The sequence below is a fragment of the Ancylobacter sp. IITR112 genome (assembly GCF_041415945.1).
Taxonomy (GTDB): Bacteria; Pseudomonadota; Alphaproteobacteria; order Rhizobiales; family Xanthobacteraceae; genus Ancylobacter.
Map to the genome: position 1 here is coordinate 2,807,282 of NZ_JBGCUS010000001.1, position 18,032 is coordinate 2,825,313.

At 66.6% G+C, this 18,032-nt stretch carries 23 protein-coding genes; 5 read left to right on the forward strand and 18 right to left on the reverse strand.

What is annotated here, in order from left to right:
* Window positions 1–97: 97 nt before the first annotated feature.
* Window positions 98–1,276, reverse strand: coding sequence for an acetyl-CoA C-acetyltransferase (locus tag AAC979_RS13420; protein ID WP_371347377.1), 1,179 nt, complete (start codon window positions 1,274–1,276; stop codon window positions 98–100).
* A gap of 258 nt (window positions 1,277–1,534) precedes the next feature.
* Between AAC979_RS13420 and phaR the strand changes: the two genes are divergently transcribed.
* Complete coding sequence (gene phaR, locus AAC979_RS13425) at window positions 1,535–2,122, forward strand: polyhydroxyalkanoate synthesis repressor PhaR (RefSeq protein WP_371349056.1); 588 nt, start codon at window positions 1,535–1,537, stop codon at window positions 2,120–2,122.
* Window positions 2,123–2,182: 60 nt separating this feature from the next.
* Here the strand turns inward: phaR and AAC979_RS13430 are convergent, their stop codons facing one another.
* The 3 genes from AAC979_RS13430 to AAC979_RS13440 all read right to left on the reverse strand — a co-directional run bounded on the left by AAC979_RS13430 (window position 2,183) and on the right by AAC979_RS13440 (window position 4,621).
* Window positions 2,183–3,421, reverse strand: coding sequence for an alpha/beta hydrolase (locus AAC979_RS13430; protein ID WP_371347378.1), 1,239 nt, complete (start codon window positions 3,419–3,421; stop codon window positions 2,183–2,185).
* A gap of 194 nt (window positions 3,422–3,615) precedes the next feature.
* Window positions 3,616–3,801 carry a 50S ribosomal protein L32 gene (gene rpmF / locus AAC979_RS13435; protein ID WP_018387408.1) on the reverse strand — a complete coding sequence of 62 codons (186 nt, stop codon included), beginning with the start codon at window positions 3,799–3,801 and terminating at the stop codon, window positions 3,616–3,618.
* Between the two features lie 151 nt (window positions 3,802–3,952).
* A complete protein-coding gene (locus AAC979_RS13440; protein ID WP_371347379.1) occupies window positions 3,953–4,621 on the reverse strand; it encodes a transglycosylase domain-containing protein in 669 nt (222 codons plus the stop codon).
* Between the two features lie 142 nt (window positions 4,622–4,763).
* Between AAC979_RS13440 and AAC979_RS13445 the strand changes: the two genes are divergently transcribed.
* The gene (locus AAC979_RS13445; protein WP_371347380.1) at window positions 4,764–5,702 is read left to right on the forward strand and encodes a polyprenyl synthetase family protein; all 939 of its coding nucleotides are present in this window, start codon (window positions 4,764–4,766) and stop codon (window positions 5,700–5,702) included.
* Window positions 5,703–5,799: 97 nt separating this feature from the next.
* Window positions 5,800–6,078 (forward strand): hypothetical protein, encoded by a 279-nt coding sequence (locus AAC979_RS13450; protein ID WP_371347381.1) that lies wholly within the window; start codon window positions 5,800–5,802, stop codon window positions 6,076–6,078.
* Window positions 6,079–6,217: 139 nt separating this feature from the next.
* Here AAC979_RS13450 and leuB read toward each other — a convergent pair whose 3' ends face one another.
* The 10 genes from leuB to AAC979_RS13500 all read right to left on the reverse strand — a co-directional run bounded on the left by leuB (window position 6,218) and on the right by AAC979_RS13500 (window position 14,107).
* A complete protein-coding gene (gene leuB / locus AAC979_RS13455) occupies window positions 6,218–7,327 on the reverse strand; it encodes a 3-isopropylmalate dehydrogenase (protein ID WP_371347382.1) in 1,110 nt (369 codons plus the stop codon).
* Between the two features lie 241 nt (window positions 7,328–7,568).
* Window positions 7,569–9,140, reverse strand: a complete 1,572-nt coding sequence (locus tag AAC979_RS13460) for a GMC family oxidoreductase (protein ID WP_371347383.1) — start codon at window positions 9,138–9,140, stop codon at window positions 7,569–7,571.
* A gap of 15 nt (window positions 9,141–9,155) precedes the next feature.
* The gene (locus AAC979_RS13465; protein ID WP_371347384.1) at window positions 9,156–9,692 is read right to left on the reverse strand and encodes a twin-arginine translocation signal domain-containing protein; all 537 of its coding nucleotides are present in this window, start codon (window positions 9,690–9,692) and stop codon (window positions 9,156–9,158) included.
* Between the two features lie 70 nt (window positions 9,693–9,762).
* Complete coding sequence (locus tag AAC979_RS13470; protein ID WP_371347385.1) at window positions 9,763–10,158, reverse strand: VOC family protein; 396 nt, start codon at window positions 10,156–10,158, stop codon at window positions 9,763–9,765.
* Between the two features lie 140 nt (window positions 10,159–10,298).
* On the reverse strand, window positions 10,299–10,640 hold the full coding sequence (locus AAC979_RS13475; protein ID WP_371347386.1) for a ribbon-helix-helix domain-containing protein: 342 nt from the start codon (window positions 10,638–10,640) through the stop codon (window positions 10,299–10,301).
* Between the two features lie 108 nt (window positions 10,641–10,748).
* A complete protein-coding gene (locus AAC979_RS13480; protein WP_371347387.1) occupies window positions 10,749–11,135 on the reverse strand; it encodes a RidA family protein in 387 nt (128 codons plus the stop codon).
* A gap of 42 nt (window positions 11,136–11,177) precedes the next feature.
* Window positions 11,178–11,783 (reverse strand): 3-isopropylmalate dehydratase small subunit, encoded by a 606-nt coding sequence (gene leuD / locus AAC979_RS13485; RefSeq protein WP_371347388.1) that lies wholly within the window; start codon window positions 11,781–11,783, stop codon window positions 11,178–11,180.
* 56 nt (window positions 11,784–11,839) lie between these two features.
* The gene (locus AAC979_RS13490) at window positions 11,840–12,247 is read right to left on the reverse strand and encodes a metallopeptidase family protein (protein ID WP_371347389.1); all 408 of its coding nucleotides are present in this window, start codon (window positions 12,245–12,247) and stop codon (window positions 11,840–11,842) included.
* Between the two features lie 160 nt (window positions 12,248–12,407).
* Window positions 12,408–13,829, reverse strand: coding sequence for a 3-isopropylmalate dehydratase large subunit (leuC, locus tag AAC979_RS13495; RefSeq protein ID WP_371347390.1), 1,422 nt, complete (start codon window positions 13,827–13,829; stop codon window positions 12,408–12,410).
* Between the two features lie 86 nt (window positions 13,830–13,915).
* Window positions 13,916–14,107 carry a hypothetical protein gene (locus AAC979_RS13500; RefSeq protein ID WP_371347391.1) on the reverse strand — a complete coding sequence of 64 codons (192 nt, stop codon included), beginning with the start codon at window positions 14,105–14,107 and terminating at the stop codon, window positions 13,916–13,918.
* A 205-nt stretch (window positions 14,108–14,312) separates the two neighbouring features.
* Here AAC979_RS13500 and AAC979_RS13505 point away from each other — a divergent pair, with 205 nt between their 5' ends.
* The gene (locus tag AAC979_RS13505; protein ID WP_371347392.1) at window positions 14,313–14,576 is read left to right on the forward strand and encodes a hypothetical protein; all 264 of its coding nucleotides are present in this window, start codon (window positions 14,313–14,315) and stop codon (window positions 14,574–14,576) included.
* Window positions 14,577–14,795: 219 nt separating this feature from the next.
* Window positions 14,796–15,560, forward strand: a complete 765-nt coding sequence (locus tag AAC979_RS13510) for a M15 family metallopeptidase (protein ID WP_371347393.1) — start codon at window positions 14,796–14,798, stop codon at window positions 15,558–15,560.
* 97 nt (window positions 15,561–15,657) lie between these two features.
* Here AAC979_RS13510 and rplS read toward each other — a convergent pair whose 3' ends face one another.
* From rplS to rpsP, 4 genes are all read right to left on the reverse strand, one after another.
* Window positions 15,658–16,071 carry a 50S ribosomal protein L19 gene (gene rplS / locus AAC979_RS13515; RefSeq protein WP_371347394.1) on the reverse strand — a complete coding sequence of 138 codons (414 nt, stop codon included), beginning with the start codon at window positions 16,069–16,071 and terminating at the stop codon, window positions 15,658–15,660.
* 110 nt (window positions 16,072–16,181) lie between these two features.
* Entirely contained in the window at window positions 16,182–16,901 is a 720-nt protein-coding gene (trmD, locus tag AAC979_RS13520; protein ID WP_371347395.1) for a tRNA (guanosine(37)-N1)-methyltransferase TrmD, read from the reverse strand.
* Window positions 16,902–16,910: 9 nt separating this feature from the next.
* Window positions 16,911–17,453 (reverse strand): ribosome maturation factor RimM, encoded by a 543-nt coding sequence (rimM, locus tag AAC979_RS13525; protein WP_371347396.1) that lies wholly within the window; start codon window positions 17,451–17,453, stop codon window positions 16,911–16,913.
* Window positions 17,454–17,645: 192 nt separating this feature from the next.
* On the reverse strand, window positions 17,646–18,020 hold the full coding sequence (gene rpsP, locus AAC979_RS13530; protein WP_371347397.1) for a 30S ribosomal protein S16: 375 nt from the start codon (window positions 18,018–18,020) through the stop codon (window positions 17,646–17,648).
* Window positions 18,021–18,032 lie beyond the last annotated feature (12 nt).

An 18,032-nucleotide genomic window follows, 5' to 3' on the forward strand; every position in this document is an offset into this window, starting at 1 on the left:
CTCGCGACGGTTGTACGTCGATTCTTTCGCACGGCAAGGCGGAAAGCCCGCCCTGCCGCCAGTGGTCACGGTGTGAAGCCGCCGTGACCCTGTCGCCTCAGTCGCGCTGAAGGCACATGGCGATGCCCATGCCGCCGCCAATGCACAGCGTGGCAAGCGCCTTCTTGGCGTCGCGCTTCTCCATCTCGTAGAGCAGCGTGGTGAGAATGCGCGCTCCCGAGGCACCGATGGGGTGGCCGATGGCGATGGCGCCGCCATTGACGTTCACCTTGTCGGTATCCCAGCCGAGATCCTTGTTCACCGCGCAGGCCTGCGCCGCGAAGGCCTCGTTGGCCTCGATCAGGTCGAGATCGGCGGCACTCCAGCCGGCCTTTTCCAGCGCGCGGCGGGAGGCGGGAATCGGCCCGGAGCCCATGATGGCGGGATCGACGCCCGCCTGCGCCCAGGAGACGATGCGCGCCAGCGGCGTCTTGCCGGCGCTGGCGGCCCGGGCGGCGGACATCAGCACCACGGCGGCGGCGCCGTCATTGATGCCCGACGCATTGCCCGCGGTGACCGTGCCGTCCTTGGAGAAGGCCGGGCGCAGCTTGGTCATCGTCTCGATGGTGGCGCCGTGGCGCGGATACTCGTCATCGGCGACGATCACGTCGCCCTTGCGCGAGGAAATCGTGACCGGGACGATCTCGTCCTTGAACCGGCCCGCCTTCTGCGCCGCCTCGGCCTTGTTCTGCGAGCGGACGGCGAAATTGTCCTGCTCGTCGCGGGTGATCTGCCACTGGCGGGCAACGTTCTCGGCAGTGGTGCCCATGTGGTAACCGTTGAAGGCGTCCCACAGGCCGTCCTTGATCATGGTATCGACCATCTCGAGGCTGCCCATCTTGGTGCCGTTGCGCAGATGGGCGCAATGCGGCGCCTGGCTCATCGATTCCTGGCCGCCGGCGACGACGATCTCGCTGTCCCCGTTGAGGATCGCCTGATAGCCGAGCGCGACGGCGCGCAGGCCGGAGCCGCAGAGCTGGTTCACGCCCCAGGCGGGGCTTTCCACCGGAATGCCGGCCGCCACCGACGCCTGGCGCGCCGGGTTCTGCCCCGCGCCGGCGGTGAGGATCTGGCCCATGATGGTCTCGCTCACCTCGCCGGGCGCGACACCGGCGCGCTCCAGCGCCGCGCTGATCGCGACCTTGCCCAGCTCATGGGCGGGCAGCGAGGAAAGCACGCCGTTGAACGCGCCGACAGCGGTGCGGGCGGCGCCGACGATGACGATGCCGTCTTTCATGAATGACGTCCTCCGGTACGGGCCTGGATGCGGGCACGGCCTGCCGGCCGGCGCCTCACCTTGTTGTTTAGGTGTGACAGCATCGTGGTGGCCACCTGTGATCCATGTCAATGCCACGCTGATTTTACTGACGCCACGTCAGGGTGCAGCGCACGCGCTGCGCGCGGGGCATCTCGCGAGCGCCACAATTCCTGTAGCCGGGCGCCGGGAAACGTCCTAGGATTTTCAATGGGAAACGATCAAGGCGACTGGATCACAATGGCAAAATCCACCGAACCCGTCACCATCAAGAAATACGCGAACCGCCGCCTCTACAATACCGGCACAAGCACCTATGTGACGCTTGAAGATCTCGCGCAGATGGTCAAGAACGGCGAAGATTTCGTCGTCTACGACGCCAAAACCTCCGACGACATCACCCATTCCGTACTGACCCAGATCATCTTCGAGCAGGAAGGCAAGGGCCAGAATCTGCTGCCGATCAATTTCCTGCGCCAGATCATCCGCTTCTATGGCGACAGCATGCAGATGCTGGTTCCCCGCTACCTCGACATGTCGATCGAGAACTTCAGCAAGGAACAGAACAACCTGCGCGAGCACTTCTCCAAGACGCTCGGGCTCCCCGGCATGGGCGGCTTCGGCATGCTGGAAGAGCAGGTGCGGCGCAACATGGAAATGTTCGACCGGACCTTCAAGATGTTCCTGCCCAATGGGCGCGAGGAGGCCGCCTCGTCTCCCACGACACAGGCCGGTCCGCAGCCCGACGATTTCGATGAGCTGCGGCGCCAGGTGGCGGATATGCAGAAGCGGCTCGACAAGCTCGGGGATGGCGGCAAGAAGGAGTGATCGCCAGGGCGGGCTGATGCCCGCTTTCGGCATCGCGCCTGAGGCGCCGAGCCCCGGCGGCTAGGGCTGCGGGACCGCGCTGGCGCTGACGACCGCCCCCGAAGTGTCGAGCGCCGGCGCACCGTTGCGGGCGCTCGCCGATGCCGGCACCGGCACTACCGGCAGTCCGGCGGTGATCGCAGCGGCGCGGGCACGATCGAGCCCGGAGACCCGGATGCCGGCCAGATCGACCTTCGCATCGCCCTGCTGTGCGGCGCGGGCGATCATCCCGCGCAGTTCCGGGGCGAGTTCCGCCAACTGGGCGAATTTGGCGTGGTTGAAGCCATCCAGCGACTTCACATTGGACATGTCGACAACGATCGCGCCGAGTTCGACCAGTTCGGTGTCGTGGGTGTAGGCCCCGAGACGGGGCTTGTCGCCGGCGATGAAGTCGGAAAAGGCCAGCGCCTTGTCATCGCTGGAGACGATGACAAGGAACGGCTTGGGCGGCTTGCCGAAGCGCTTGAGCTGGCTCTTGAACACATCGACATCAATGTCGGGCGCGGCCAGGACGATATTGCCGATCTTTTCCACCGGCAGGCGCTTGCCGGAAATCTGAATCTGCCGCAGCGCTTCCACCGTGACCCAATTGCCCATGGAATGCGCGACGATGCTCACCTGGTCGGCGCCGCTGGCGAAGACGAGCCGTATCGTCTCCTCCAGCCGGTCGCGGGCGGCGGTGGCGCTGTTATTGTCGTAGACATAATCCGAGATTTCGCCACGCGAGGCCCAGGTGAACAGCACCGGCACGCCCGTCGCCTTCGAATCCTCGGCCATCTGGGTAAGCCGGTACAGCGCCTCAGAGAACAGCGTGTTGTAGCCGTGGACGAAGATGACCGCCTGCCGCCTGCCGGCCGGGAACTTCGCCAGTTCGCGCTGGAGGTCGGCGGAAAATTCCTTCGGCGTCTCGCGATATTCCGCCTCGCGCACCACCATGTCGGTCGCGGGATTGGGCGGCGACTGCGTCGGCGCCTCCACCATGCCCGGCTTGTGAGTGGGCGGTACGCTAACCTCGATCTTGGCGAAGCTCAGTTCCGGCGTGCGCTCTCCGCTGTAGAACACGCCGGGGCGCGGATCGCGCGCGCGGGCCGAGGCGACGAGCAACGTGTGGGTGCTGATGCTGACATCGTCATTCTCGATGACGGTGAGCGCGTCCGGTCCCGGGCGCCCGGCGCAGCCGGCCAGCACCGGCGCGACCAGCACCAGCGCCAGCAGCCAGGCGAAGGCCTGAGATGATCCACGGCTCGCACGACGCAACACGACAGGCTCTCCGTTCGAACGCGCCCGAGGCGGGTACACTTGGGGGGCGAGCGCACATTATCAGTGGCCCCCTTACAAGAATACGGCACCAACGCTTCCGGATCGTTACCACCGCGCGGCAAATGCACCGGCCGGACACGCGAAAGCCGGCCCGAGGGCCGGCTTCGGACAGATCGGCACACAGGCGCGGCGGATCAGGCCTCGGCCTTGACCTTCAGCACCTGCCGGCCCTTATACATGCCGGTCTTCAGGTCGAGGTGATGGGGACGGCGAAGCTCGCCCGAATCCTTGTCCTCGATATAGGTCGGCTTGGCGAGGGCGTCGGCGGAACGGCGCATGCCGCGACGCGACGGGCTGGTTTTCTTCTTCGGAACTGCCATGGTCTTCTCCTGTCCCGGCCTGGCTCACGCCCAGTCGGAAGGGCCGCGCCGGATGGTGCGTAATTCGAGTGGCGGCTTATACAGACTCATAGGCGCGAGCGAAAGGGGCTGACGCAATTCTGTCGCAGGCTTCGCGCACGGCGGCGGCTCGTCACAGGCAGGATGTCAGTTCCGCCCCCTCGCGCGGAATGCGGGCCTGAAGATTGCCCGCCAGCCGGTTCAGCCCCCGCCCGGGCTTGCCGGCGTCGCGCCGGTGCGGATTGGGCAGCATCACAGCCAGCAGGGCCGCCTGCCGGGAGCTGAGATCGCGGGCGGAGCGCCCGAAGGCCCGCTGCGCGCCCGCCTCGACGCCGAATTCGCCGTCCGGTCCCCATTCGGCGATGTTGAGATAGATTTCGAGCTGGCGCTGCTTCGACATCACCAGGTTGAGATACAGCGCCAGCGGCAGCTCCAGCCCCTTGCGGATGACGCTGCGGCCGTTCCACAGGAACAGGTTCTTGGCGAGCTGCATGGTGATGGTGGAGGCGCCGCGGGGCGCGTTCAGCCCGTCCGATTCGTCGATCACCCCCTGCAACTCCACCATGTCGATGCCGGAATGGGTGCAGAAGCGCGCATCCTCCGAGGCCAGTACCGAGCGGACCAGGTTGGGCGAGATGTCGGCGAAGGGCAGCCAGACGCGCTCCACCCTCTGGCCGGAGAGCCAGCGGCCCAGCATCAGCGTCGATGGCGCCGGCAGCACATTATAGAGCAGCCCGAGCACAAGCGGCGTCGCGACCACCACCAGCGCGATCTTCCACACCCAGCTCCACACCCGACCCATGCTCTCTCCCCGACCCCGCCAGTCTAGCCGCCCGGCCACCGGCGGTCGACCGGACCCGCGATGCGGCCATCGCCTCGCTTGACCGCGCCGCCCGGCTCGGGCACGCAACGCACATCCCCTCTCGCGCGATCCCTCGGTCCCGATGCCCGCCACCGACAGCCGCCCCGCCCTGCCGCTTGCCCTCGCCCGCACCGCGGAGGCCGTCGCCGCCTATCTCGACGGCGCCATCACCCGCGCCGGCGCGCCCGGCGAGCGGCTGGCGGCGGCGATGCGGCATGCCACATTGGCTGGCGGCAAGCGGCTGCGTCCGTTCCTGGTCATCGAATCGGCGGCGCTGTTCGGCGTCGCGCCCGCGCAGGCGCTGCCGGCGGCGGCGGCGCTGGAGTGTCTCCATTGCTACTCGCTGGTGCATGATGACCTGCCCGCCATGGACAATGACGACATGCGGCGCGGCCGGCCGACCGTGCACCGCGCCTATGATGAGGCGACGGCGATTCTCGCCGGTGACGGGCTGCTGACCCTTGCCTTCGAAATACTCGCCTCCGGGGGAGAGGACACCGACCCTACCATTCGGCTCGCGCTGGTCGCCAGCCTGGCCCGCGCGGCCGGTGTCGCCGGCATGATCGGCGGGCAGATGCTCGACCTCGCCGCCGAGGGGCGATTCGCGCAAGGGCCGCTCCACCGCGTGCCGCTCGACCTGCCGGCCGATTCCATCATCGAGCTGCAGGCGATGAAAACGGGCGCGCTGCTGCGCCACGCCTGCGAAGCGGGAGCGCTGCTCGGCCGGGCGAGCGCTTCGGAGCGGGCTAGCCTCGAACGCTACGCCCGCGCGGTCGGCCGCGCCTTCCAGATCGCCGACGACCTGCTCGATGTCGAGGGCGAGGCGGGGCTGGTGGGCAAGGCAGTGGGCAAGGACGCCGCCGCCGGCAAGGCCACGCTGGTCGGCAAGCTCGGCGTCGAGGGCGCCCGGGCGGAGCTCGCCCGGCTGGTGGAGGAGGCCGAAACCGCCCTCGCCGGCTTTGGCAGCGCAGCCACACTTCTGAAAGAAGCGGCGCATTTCGTCGCCGATCGCCGCAATTAGGACTTTCCTCATCTCGACGGAACGATAAGTTCCGGGCAATGTTGTACCGAACGAGACCGTCCGCGCCGCGCGACGCGACCGTTTCCTGGAGGTTGAGATGCGTGTCGCCCTGTTCGCCCTTGCCGCTGTTGTCGCCGGCTCCGCCGTGGTCGCCACGGCCCCTGTCCAGGCGCAGGACAACGGCACCCGCATCATCATCCGCAAGCTGCCGCCGCGCTCCTATCTCGATCCCGGCCCGGTGGTGAAGCCCGGCACGGCGCGCGACCTCAACTATATCTACGTCGCCCAGCCCGTTTACCCGCAATATGGCGACGACAGCACCATCACCGGCATCCGCTGGCCGCTGCCGAGCCGTTTCGACCTGCCGGGCTATTGATTCGCCCGCCTTTCGCGACGAAACCGTCCAACGCTGTCGAAGCCCGGCCCGTGCCGGGCTTTTTCATGCAACCGACGGCGCGACAGAAAAAAGCCCGGCGTCAGCCGGGCTTTTCTTATCGCGGGATGTCGCGGGCGGTTCAGGCCGCCTTGTCGAGCTCGGCGAGAATGGCGTCGCCCATGCCGGACGTGCCGACGCGGGTCTTGCCCTCGGAATAGATGTCGGCGGTGCGCACGCCGCCCGCCAGCACCCCGGCGATCGCCGCCTCGATGCGGTTGGCCGCGTCCAATTCGCCGAAGGAGTAGCGCAGCGCCATGGCCAGCGAGCCGATCATGGCGATCGGGTTGGCGATGCCCTTGCCGGCGATATCAGGGGCGGCGCCGTGCACCGGCTCATAGAGCGCGCGGCGGCGGCCGGAAACTTCTTCCACTCCACCGAGCGAGGCGGAGGGCAGCATGCCGAGCGAGCCGGTGAGCATCGCCGCCACGTCGGAGAGGATATCGCCAAAGAGGTTGTCAGTGACGATGACATCGAACTGCTTGGGCGCGCGCACCAATTGCATGCCGCAGGAATCGGCCAGTTGGTGCTCCAGATCGACATCCTCGTAGCTGGAGCCGTGCACCTCGCTCACCACCTGCTTCCACAGCAGGCCGGTCTTCATCACATTGTGCTTTTCCGTCGACACCACCTTGTTGCGGCGGGTGCGGGCCAGCTCGAAGGCGACGCGGGCGATGCGCTCGATCTCGTAGGATTCATACACCTGGGTGTCGATGGCGCGCTTCTGGCCGTCACTGAGATCGGTGATGGTCTTCGGCTCGCCGAAATAGACGCCGCCGGTCAGCTCGCGCACGATCAGCACGTCGAGCCCTTCGACCAGATCGCGCTTCAGGCTGGAGGCGTCGGCGAGCGCGGGATAGCAGACGGCGGGGCGCAGATTGGCGAAAAGCTGCAGATCCTTGCGCAGGCGCAGGAGTCCCGCTTCCGGCCGGTCCTCATAAGGCACATTGGCCCATTTGCTGCCGCCCACCGCGCCGAGAAGAATGGCATCGGCGGCAAAGGCCTTGGCCATCGCCTCTTCGGAAATCGGCTGACCGCAGGAATCATAGGCAGCCCCGCCGACGAGATCCTCCTCGATGGCGAAGGAAGCGACGCCGCGCCGGTCGAGCCAGTCAATGACCCGCTTCACCTCGGCCATCACTTCGACGCCGATACCGTCGCCGGGAAGAAGCAGGAGCTTGTGGGTCGCCATGGTTTCCTCGCATTCGCCTGTGGCGCGCGCGCTCGGGCGCGGGCGAAGCGTTGCTAATCGCTTAGCCTGACGCTGGCAAGACAGGTGCCGGCCAGACGCGCCACAGCCCGCGTCGCGGGCGAAAGAAAAAGCCGCCGGCGCGACACGCCGACGGCTGAGTGAGACGAGTATAGGCGTCACCCACGGGTGGTGGCCGGAGGGCATTCCGGCATGACACTTACGGCTGGCGCGCGCGATCGGATCAGATCGTCTTGCGCGACATTTCCCCGGCGATGAAGTCCGCCTGCCTGAGCGCCAGCGCCACGATGGTCAGCGTCGGGTTCTCCGCGCCGCCGGTGGTGAACTGACTGCCGTCGGAGATGAACAGGTTGGGGATGTCGTGCGTCTGACCGTGCTTGTTCACCACGCCGTCGCGCGGCTTCTCGCTCATCCGGTTGGTGCCGAGATTGTGGGTCGAGGGGTAAGGCGGCGTCGGGAAGGTACGCACTGCGCCCACCGAATCGTAGATCGCCGCGCCACGGCTATAGGCGTGGTTGCGCATCGCGACATCATTGGGGTGATCGTCGAAATGCACATTGGCCACCGGCAGGCCGTACTGGTCCTTCACATCGGTATTGAGGGTGACGCGGTTGGTCTCCTGCGGCATGTCCTCGCCGACGATCCACAACCCGGCCATGTTGACATAGCCGTCCATGGCGGAGGTGAAGGAGCGCCCCCAGCCGCCGGGATCGAGGAAGGCGGCCATGAAGGGCACGCCGAGCGACAGCGTCTCCATCTCATAGCCGCCGGCGAAGCCGCGCTTGGTGTCGTTCCGGGCCTCGTCGCGCACGATTCCGGCCATGGTGGTGCCGCGATACATGTGCACCGGCTTCTCGAAGATGCCGTAGACCGAACCCGTCATGTGGCGCATGTAGTTACGCCCCACCTGCCCCGAGGAATTGGCGAGGCCGTCCGGGAACATGGCGCTGGCGGAATTGAGCAGCAGGCGCGGGCTCTCGATGGAGTTCCCGGCCACCGCGACGATGCGTGCCTTCTGGCGCTGGGTCTTGCCGTCCTTGTCGACATAGACCACGCCCGTCACCTTGCCCGAAGCATCGTGCTCGATCTTCTGCACCATGCTTTGCGGGCGCACTTCCAGATTGCCGGTTTCCTCGCCGCGCGGAATCTCGGCGATCAGCGTCGACCATTTCGCGCCCGACTTGCAGCCCTGGAAGCAGAAGCCGATCTGCTGGCAGGAGCCCCGGTCCGCGCGCGGCTCGCTGTTGATCGCCATCCGGCCGGTCGAGACCTCCTGGTAACCGATCTTCTTCGCCCCGGCCTCGAACACCTTGAAGTTGTTGTTGCCGGGCAGGCCGGGAATGCCGTTGGTGCGGGTCACGCCCATGCGGTCCTCGGCCTTGGCGTACCACGGTTCCATCTCGGCCAGCGTGATCGGCCAGTCGAGCAGGTTGGCGCCGTCAATGTCGCCATAGGTGGTGCGGGTCTTGAACTCGTGTTCCTGGAAGCGCAGCGACGCGCCAGCCCAGTGCACCGAGGAGCCGCCGACCGCCTTGACGATCCAGGCCGGGAGATTGGGAAAGTTCTTGTGCACCCGCCACGAGCCGGACGTGGTGCGCATGTCTTTCCAGGCGAGCTGGGCGAAGCTCTCCCACTCGTTGTTGACGAAGTCTTCCATGTTGTGGCGCTGGCCGGCTTCAAGGATCACCACCTTGATGCCCTTGAGCGCCAGCTCGGTGCCGAGCGTGCCGCCGCCGGCGCCGGAGCCGACGATGACGACGACGGAATCATCATTCAGATCGAAGGGTGCGGACATGGGTTGAGCCTCCCCTCACAGCCAGGCGATGTCGTTGAAGCCGCGGTCGATGTAACCGCCCTTGTCGGCCGAGGAGCCCTCATAGCCGAAGATCGGCCACACCTCCTCCTGGTTGTAGAGGCCGACCACGAGGCCGCCGCGCACCTTCTGGAAGAAGGCGCTGTCCTCGATCTCGCGCAGCACCGCCACGCGCTGGTCCTCCCAGCCGATATCGGCATAGGCCGTGCCGTATTTGGCCTTGGACAGCGTGTCGAGCGTGACGACACCGTCCTCCACCAGCGCCTTCAGCGCCGGGTCCTTGGCCGCGTCCGCCTCATAGGGCTTCATGGCGATGGCGTAGAAGCGGTCGGGGATGCGGTCATGCGGGTAGACATCGCGCGCCATCACGATGAGCGTGCGCATGGTTTCCGGCTTCAGCGCGGTGACTTCAAGCCCCCACGCCTCGCGGGGGTTGAGCACCGCCGCGCCGCTCACCATCAGCGCGCCGGCGGCGCCGAGGCCGGCGAGCACGGCCCGGCGTGAAGGGCCGCGCCTGTCGATCAGTGTTGGCATTGTTACCTCCCAGGGTAATTTTATGTATTATTGATGTATTCCGCGCCGCTTGGCGTGCCGGCGCGGTCCTTCAGCGGTAGCGGCCGTGTTTTTGCAGCACCTCGATCTTGTAACCGTCGGGATCGGTGACGAAGAAGAACTTGGCCAGCAGCGATCCCTCATGGAAGAATTCCTTGACGGGCTGCGGATTGAGGCCAGCTTGCGTGAAGCGCGCATGCTCCGCTTCAAGATCATCCACCACGAAGGCGATGTGGCCGTAGCCGTCGCCCAGCGCGTACGGTTCGCTGCGATCGTGATTAATGGTCAGCTCGACCTCGAAATCGGCTTCCGGGTTGCGCAGATAGACCAGCGTGAAGCCGTCAAAGGGAAGCCGCTGCGCGATCGTCAGCCCGAAGGCCCGCGCGTAGAAATCCACCGAGCGCGCCTCGTCCAGCACGCGGATCATCGAATGAATGGCCTTCGCCACCTGTACCTCCGACCTTGAACCTCATTCGGCGACGCAGATCGCCTTGACGAGGATGCTAGGCCGCAGAGGGACCGGCAGGTGGTAGATAGCTAACACATCACCACGATGTGCATTGCCGGGCGGCGCAACGCGCGCGCCGCCTATTCGGCCGCGTGGAGATGCACCCGCGAGCTCTCGCAGAGATAGCGCTCATGCGCGGCGGCGGGGGCGATCTTGGCCGGGCGCAGCTCGGTGAGATAGATCAGACAGGAGCAGCGCAGCAGCGAGGCGAAGTTGCGCACCTCCCCGTGCAGGTCCAGCACCTCGTCATGCAGCTTGGTGACGAATTTGCCGAGACTCATGCCCTGATGGGCGGCGACCTCTTCCAGCACGGTCCAGAACGCGGCTTCGAGCCGAATCGAGGTCGAATGACCGCCAATGCGCACCGAGCGCGTCTGGCTGTCATAGGTTTCGGGCGCCTGGCCGGCGAAGATGTGGCACATGGAGCGTCTCCCGGGGTGTTCTCGTTTTGAACGATTCCATCCCGAGACGCGGGCGCTGTAAAGCGAAAAGGCTTTGAGGCTTGACCGAGGCTTGGTTGGAGTTCCGGCTCAGCCCTGCCGGCGCGCCGTCACCTCGATCTCGATCTTCATCTCGGGCTGCAGCAGGCCGGCGACGATAAGCGTCGCCGCCGGACGCGCCTTGGCGAAGTACTGGCCGAAGATCGGGAACACGCTGTCGGCATATTCCGCCCGGGTCACGATGTAGCGCACGCGCACCACATCATCGAGGCTGGCGCCCGCCTCAGCCAGCGCAGCGGCGATGTTGCGGAAGCAGCCATGGGTCTGCGCCACCAGATCCTCCGGCAGCTCCATGGCGGCATAATCATAGCCGGTGGTGCCGGAGACGAAGATGTCGTTCCCATCCACCACCGCACGGGAATAGCCCGCCGCCGCCTCGAAGGCGGAGCCGGAGGAGATGCGGCGACGCTCGGTCATTCACAACCTCCTGGGCGCTGCACCGCAGCGGCGCCGTAACACTCACGCCCAGGGGCGCTCCGCGCTCAGCTTTTCCTCATAGGACGCGATCTTGTCTGCCTTCACCTGGGTGAGGCCGATATCGTCCAGCCCATTGAGCAGGCAATGCTTGCGGAACGGGTCGATGTCGAAGGAGATCGAGCCGCCATCGGGGCCGGTGATGGTCTGGCTTTCCAGATCGACCGTGATCTTGGCATTGGCGCCGCGCGCCGCATCGTCGAACAGCGCCGCCAATTGCTCGGGCGTCACCCGGATCGGCAGAATGCCGTTCTTGAAGCAGTTATTATAGAAGATGTCGGCGAAGGACGTGGAAATCACGCAGCGAATGCCGAAGTCGAGCAGCGCCCAGGGCGCATGCTCGCGCGAGGAGCCGCAGCCGAAATTATCGCCAGCGATCAGGATCTGCGCGCCCTTGTAGGCCGGCTTGTTGAGCACGAAATCGGGATTGTCCGAGCCGTCCTCCTTGTAGCGCAGTTCGGAGAACAGCCCGGTGCCGAGGCCGGTGCGCTTGATCGTCTTCAAATACTGCTTCGGGATGATCATGTCGGTGTCGACATTGACCAGATGCAGCGGCGCCGCGACGCCGGTCAGGGTGGTGAACTTGTCCATGTCTCACTTCTCCTGGACGCTCACGCGCCCGTCAAATTCAATCCGGGAGCAAGGCGCTAGCCCGCCTCCTCCTCGATCCGCTCCATATCCTCGTCCGACAGGCCGAAATGGTGGCCGATCTCGTGCACGAGCACATGGGTGACGATGTCGCCCAGCGTCTCCTCATTTTCCGCCCAATAGTCGAGGATCGGGCGGCGATAGAGGAAGATCATGTTGGGCAGCACGCCGGTCGCCAGTTCGTAGCCCTGCGCCAATCCGATGCCCTGGAACAGGCCGAGCAAATCGAACGGCGTCTCCGCCTCCATCTCCTTCAGCACCTCGTCGGTGGGAAAATCCTCGACGCGGATGACGAGATTGCCGCACAGGGCGCGGAATTCCTCAGGCAGGCGGGCATAGGCCTCCTCGGCCATCGCCTCCATCTCACCCAGCGACGGCGCCCCGCGCTTCAGCCAGTCCGCACTCATGGTCTCACCGCAGATAGGTCACGAGAAGATAGACGGCGAGCGCGAAGGCAACGACTACGGCCAGACCCCGCCCGATGCGACGGCCCCACACTTCCGTGGGGTCGTCGGGCGGTGGTTCCCAGAACGGATCGCCCCTCATCGCGCCGCCCTCCCCGTGCGTTCAGCCCGCCCGCGGCCAGCGGCGCACGTCGACGAAACGACCCGCGATCGCCGCCGCCGCCGCCATGGCGGGGGAGACGAGGTGCGTGCGGCCCTTGAAGCCCTGCCGGCCCTCGAAATTGCGGTTCGAGGTGGAGGCGCAGCGCTCCTCCGGGCCGAGCTTGTCGGCATTCATCGCGAGGCACATGGAACAGCCCGGTTCGCGCCAGTCGAAGCCCGCCGCCTTGAAGATGGCGTCGAGCCCTTCGGCCTCGGCCTGCAACTTCACCAGCCCCGAACCCGGCACGATCATGCCGGACACGCCCTCGCGCACCTTGTGGCCGCGCACGATGGCGGCAGCGGCGCGCAGATCCTCGATGCGGGCATTGGTGCAGGAGCCGATGAACACCTTGTCGATGGCGATGTCGGTGATCTTGGTGCCGGCGGAGAGGCCCATATAGGCGAGCGCGCGCTTCTTCGCCTCGCGCTTGTCGGCGTCGTGGATCATCTCCGGGTCGGGCACCACGCCTTCCACCGAGATCACGTCCTCCGGGCTGGTGCCCCAGGAGACGATGGGCGGCAGGGCGGCGCCGTCGAGGCGGATTTCCTTGTCGAAGAAGGCGCCGTCATCCGTGCGCAGCGTGTCCCAGTAGCGCAGCGCCGCGTCCCAGGCGGCGCCCTTCGGCGCGCGCGGACGGTCCTTCACATAGGCATAGGTGGTCTCGTCCGGCGCCACCATGCCGGCGCGGGCGCCGCCCTCGATCGACATGTTGCAGACCGTCATGCGGCCTTCCATGGTGAGGTTGCGAAAGACCTCGCCGGCATATTCGATGACATAGCCGGTGCCGCCGGCGGTGCCGGTGGCGCCGATGATGGCGAGCGTCACATCCTTGGCGGTCACGCCCTCGGGCAGCCGGCCATCCACCAGCACCCGCATGTTCTTGCTCTTCTTCTGGATCAGCGTCTGGGTGGCGAGCACATGCTCCACCTCCGACGTGCCGATGCCATGGGCGAGCGCGCCGAACGCGCCATGGGTCGAGGTGTGGCTGTCGCCGCAGACAATGGTGGTGCCGGGCAGAGTGAAGCCCTGCTCCGGGCCGATGACGTGGACGATGCCCTGGCGCTTGTCGAGTTCGTTGAAATATTCGACACCGAACTCGCGCGCGTTCTCGGCCAGCGTTTCCACCTGGGTGCGGCTTTCCGGATCGTCAATGCCGAAGCGGCGATCGGTGGTCGGCACGTTATGGTCGACCACGGCTAGCGTCTTCGACGGCGCGTGCACCCGACGGCCTGCGGCGCGCAGCCCCTCAAAAGCCTGCGGGCTGGTCACCTCATGCACGAGATGCCGGTCGATATAGAGGAGGCAGGTGCCATCCTCCTGGCGGTCGATGACGTGGTCGTCGAAAATCTTGTCGTACAGGGTACGGGGAGCGGACGTGCTCATGCTGGGCGTCTCTTGCGAAGAGGAAAACAGGGGCGGGCAGCAGCGCGGCCGGGAGCACGAAGCCATAAGGCGGCTCCGGGCGGCGCTCAGCTAAGCCCGGCGACCGCGCAGGCGGTGAAGCGTCCGAAAAAGCGCGCCGGCAGGCGGACATGGTCCGGAACCGCGGCAAAGCCGATCGTGGTCGGCAGGCGGCGGCGGACCTCCGGGCGCGCGGCACCGGGCGCCGGCGAAATCGCCGCGCCGCAGGAAGCCGTGATCGGGGAACCAAGCGCCATCATGGAACCCTTCTAGCAAGTCTCGGCCCGGCAAACAATCGCCGCCACTCCTAGGCGCCACGGGCGCCGCCGCACGAGGACGTGAAGCGTGGCGGCCGCGACTGGAATAATGTATTCAAAAGTATAGACGGGCTGTTGCTGGCAAAGGAGCACGGGTTCTTTCTCTTTATATTCGATATGGCGTAGCGTCAGCCATGGAGCTAAGCTGATGTCCGGAAGGGAGTGGACGATGCGCCTGTCGGATATCGCGTTGATTGCCGCAACTCTTGCCACCTTCGCCGCCGTCGAGGCCGGTAATCGGGTGGACATGCTGCCGCATGAGGTGACGAAGATCGAGCACCCCACCCTCATCACCTGCCCGCTGCGCAAGCCGGACTTCGCCACCGTCATGCAGGCGGCCATGCTGGGCGACGGCACTCTGCTGGTCGAGCAGCAGACAAACACCCGCGTGCTGCACATCCGCGATTGCTGAAGCGGCGCCCTTCCGCTTTGAGGCGGCGTGTATGGCGATCCGCCTGAAGACCGCGATCCCCATGAAAGCTGCGATTTGCATGAAGAGCGGGTGTCAGATACGCCATGTCGCGCCGCGCCGGTGAGCCGGTTTTGACCGGAACCGTGCCTGGGAAGCCGTGCTGGACAGCCGCCAATGCGGGTGGCACATCGCCTGTGCCCCCGTCCACGAGGTTGCGCCATGCTCCGGATCTTCCTGCTGATGCTCGCGGCCGCAGTCCCGGCCGCCCTCACCGTCCCCGCCCACAGCGCCGATCTGCCGGACGGCTTCGTGCGGCTGAAAAGCCTCGCCCCCGGTGTTCAGTACGACCTCCGCTATACCGGCAGCCACAACTTCGTCGGTCGGCCCATCCGCGGCTATGAGGCGAGCGAGTGCATCCTCACCCGTCCGGCGGCGGAAGCACTGGCCAAGGCGGCGGAAGAACTCGCGCCGCAGGGCCTCGGGCTCAAGATCTATGATTGCTACCGGCCGGCACGGGCTGTCGCCGATTTCGTCGCCTGGGCGAAGGATCTGGGCGATGTGACGATGAAGCCGGAATTCTATCCCCGCGTGCCGAAAGACGAGCTGTTCGCACGCGGCTACATTGCCGAGAAATCCGGCCACAGCCGGGGCAGCACGGTGGATCTCGCCCTGGTCCGGCTGGACGCGGCCCCGGCCAGGCCCTGGCTACCCGGCGATCCGCTCGCCGACTGCGCCCTGCCCGTGGGCCAGCGGTTTGACGACGGCACACTCGATTTCGGCACCGGCTATGACTGCTTCGATGTGCGGGCCCATCACGGCGCCGAGGGGATTGCTTCAGCGGCCACCGCCAACCGGCTGACGCTGAAGACGCTGATGGAGCGGCACGGGTTCAAACCCTATGCCGAGGAATGGTGGCACTACACGCTGGCGGACGAGCCCTTCCCCGACACCTATTTCGACTTTCCCGTCACAGCGGGCCAGTGACGCGCCGGCGCACCAGTGACGCGCCAGCGCAAATGAAAAGGGCGGCCGAAGCCGCCCTGGACATTGTGCGGACAGCCGGCTGAAGCCGGCGCCGGCCTCACTCGGCAGCGGCGACCGGGGCAGCGCCCTTCTTGCGGCTGCCGGCATTCTTGTCCTGGCGCTCGGCGATACGGGCCGACTTGCCGCGACGGTCGCGCAGGTAATAGAGCTTGGCGCGGCGCACCTTGCCGCGGCGGACAACCTTCAGGCTGTCAATGTTCGGCGAGTAGAGCGGGAACACGCGCTCGACGCCTTCGCCGTAGGAAATCTTGCGGACGGTGAAGCTCTCATTGATGCCGCCGCCATTGCGGGCGATCACGACGCCCTCATAGGCCTGCACGCGGGTGCGCTCGCCTTCCTTCACCTTCACATTGACGATGACGGTATCGCCCGGCTGGAAATCGGGGATGGCGCGCACTTCGGAAAGCTTGGCGACCTGCTCGATGTCGAGCTCGCGAATAATATCGACCATTTCTATCACCTCAGGCGGGATCGACCGTGGCACGTCAGGCCCGGCGCCCGCATCTTGCTGTTGTCAGTTGGTAGTGACGGCGCGCCCTATACGCGAAACGAAAGGGTTTGTCATTCCCCCTTCGTCGCAGAACCGTCACGCGCGGCGAGATAGGCGGCCCAAAGGTCCGGCCGGCGCGCACGGGTGATCGCTTCCGCCTGCTCTCGGCGCCAGCGCGCCACCTTGGCATGGTCGCCGCCGGTGAGGATGGAGGGGATCTCCATCCCCTCGAAAGTCTGCGGGCGAGTATATTGCGGATATTCCAGCAGGCCGGCGGAAAAACTCTCTTCCGTGCCGGATTCGGGATGCCCCATCACCCCCGGCAGCAGCCGCACGCAGGCGTCGAGCAGCACCAGCGCACCGATCTCGCCGCCGGAGAGCACGACATCGCCGACCGAGACTTCCTCCAGCCCGCGCGCGGCGACGAGCCGGTCATCCACCCCCTCGAAGCGGCCGCAGACGATGACGACACCGTCGCCGGCGCTGAGTTCACGCACCCGCTTCTGGGTCAAAGGCGTCCCGCGCGGCGTCATCAGCAGGCGTGGACGGGTGTCGCCTTCCGGCGCGGCGGCGTCCACCGCGCGGGCCAGCACGTCCACCCGCATCACCATGCCCGGCCCGCCGCCTGCCGGCGTATCGTCCACCGAGCGGTGGCGGTCGGTGGCGTGATCGCGCGGGTCCACCGTCTCCAGCGCCCAGCCGCCCTGCGCCAGAGCGCGTCCCGCCAGAGACAGGCCGAGGGGGCCGGGAAACATGCCGGGAAAGATGGTGATGAGCGAGGCGCGCCACATGAGCGCCGCCTAACCCTGGTCCGCCTCAGGCGGCGGGGCTTCCTCGCGCACCCATTCGCCGGGATCGACGACAAGGCGGCCGGCCTTGAGGTCAACGCTCGGCACCACCGCCTTGGTGAAGGGCAGCATGAGCGTTTTGCCGCCGGCTTCCGGGGCGATTTCGAGAATGTCGCCGGCGCCGAAATCATGCACCGCCAGCACCTTGCCGAACAACGTGCCATCCGTGGTCTCGGCGGCAAGCCCGATCAGGTCGGCATGATAGAAATCGTCCTCCTCCTCCGGCTCGGGAAGAAGGTCGCGGGCGATGTAGACACCCTGATTGGTCAGCGCCTCCGCCGCCTCGCGGCTGTCGACGCCGTCGAGCCGGGCGACGAAATGCTCCTTTGCCGGCCGCAGCGTCTTGATGCGGAAGGTCCGCGCTCCGGCCTCGTCGGTCAGCGGCGCATAGTCGAGCAGCGAAGACGGGTCTTCGGCGAAGATGAATAGCCGCACCTCGCCGCGCACCCCATGCGGGGCGCCGATGCGGGCGAGGAGGATGCGGTCCTGCGGCATGGGCTCGCTCTGAAATGTGCCGGTCGCCTGAAGTCGCGGGCGGCAGGAACGAACCCCGCCATCGTCATGGCCGGGATCGTCCCGGCCATCCACGTCTTTCGCGGCACGCCCGGAAGTCGCAGATGCCCGGCCCAAGGCCGGGCATGATGGTCTACCCCCGCTGAGAGCTCCTCAGCGCGGGCTCGCCCAGCCTCACTCGGCCGAGGGGGCAGCAGCGGCGGCGGCAGCGGCTTCCGCCGCCTTGGCGGCCTCGGCGGCGCGCTCCTGCGCCTTCTTGCCGGGAACGGCCTTGGTCGGGTTGTTGCGCGGGGCGCGCTTCACCAGTTCGAGGCTGTCGAGGAAGCGGGCGACGCGGTCGGTCGGCTGGGCACCCTTGGCGAGCCAGGCCTTGGCCTTCTCGGTGTCGAGGGTGAAGCGGTCGGCCGCATCCTTGGGCTTCAGCGGATCGAAGGTGCCGATCTTCTCGATGAAGCGGCCATCGCGCGGGGAGCGCGAATCGGCGACGACGATGCGGTAATAGGGACGCTTCTTGGCGCCGCCACGGGCGAGACGGATCTTGAGGGACATTCAGGTCTTCCT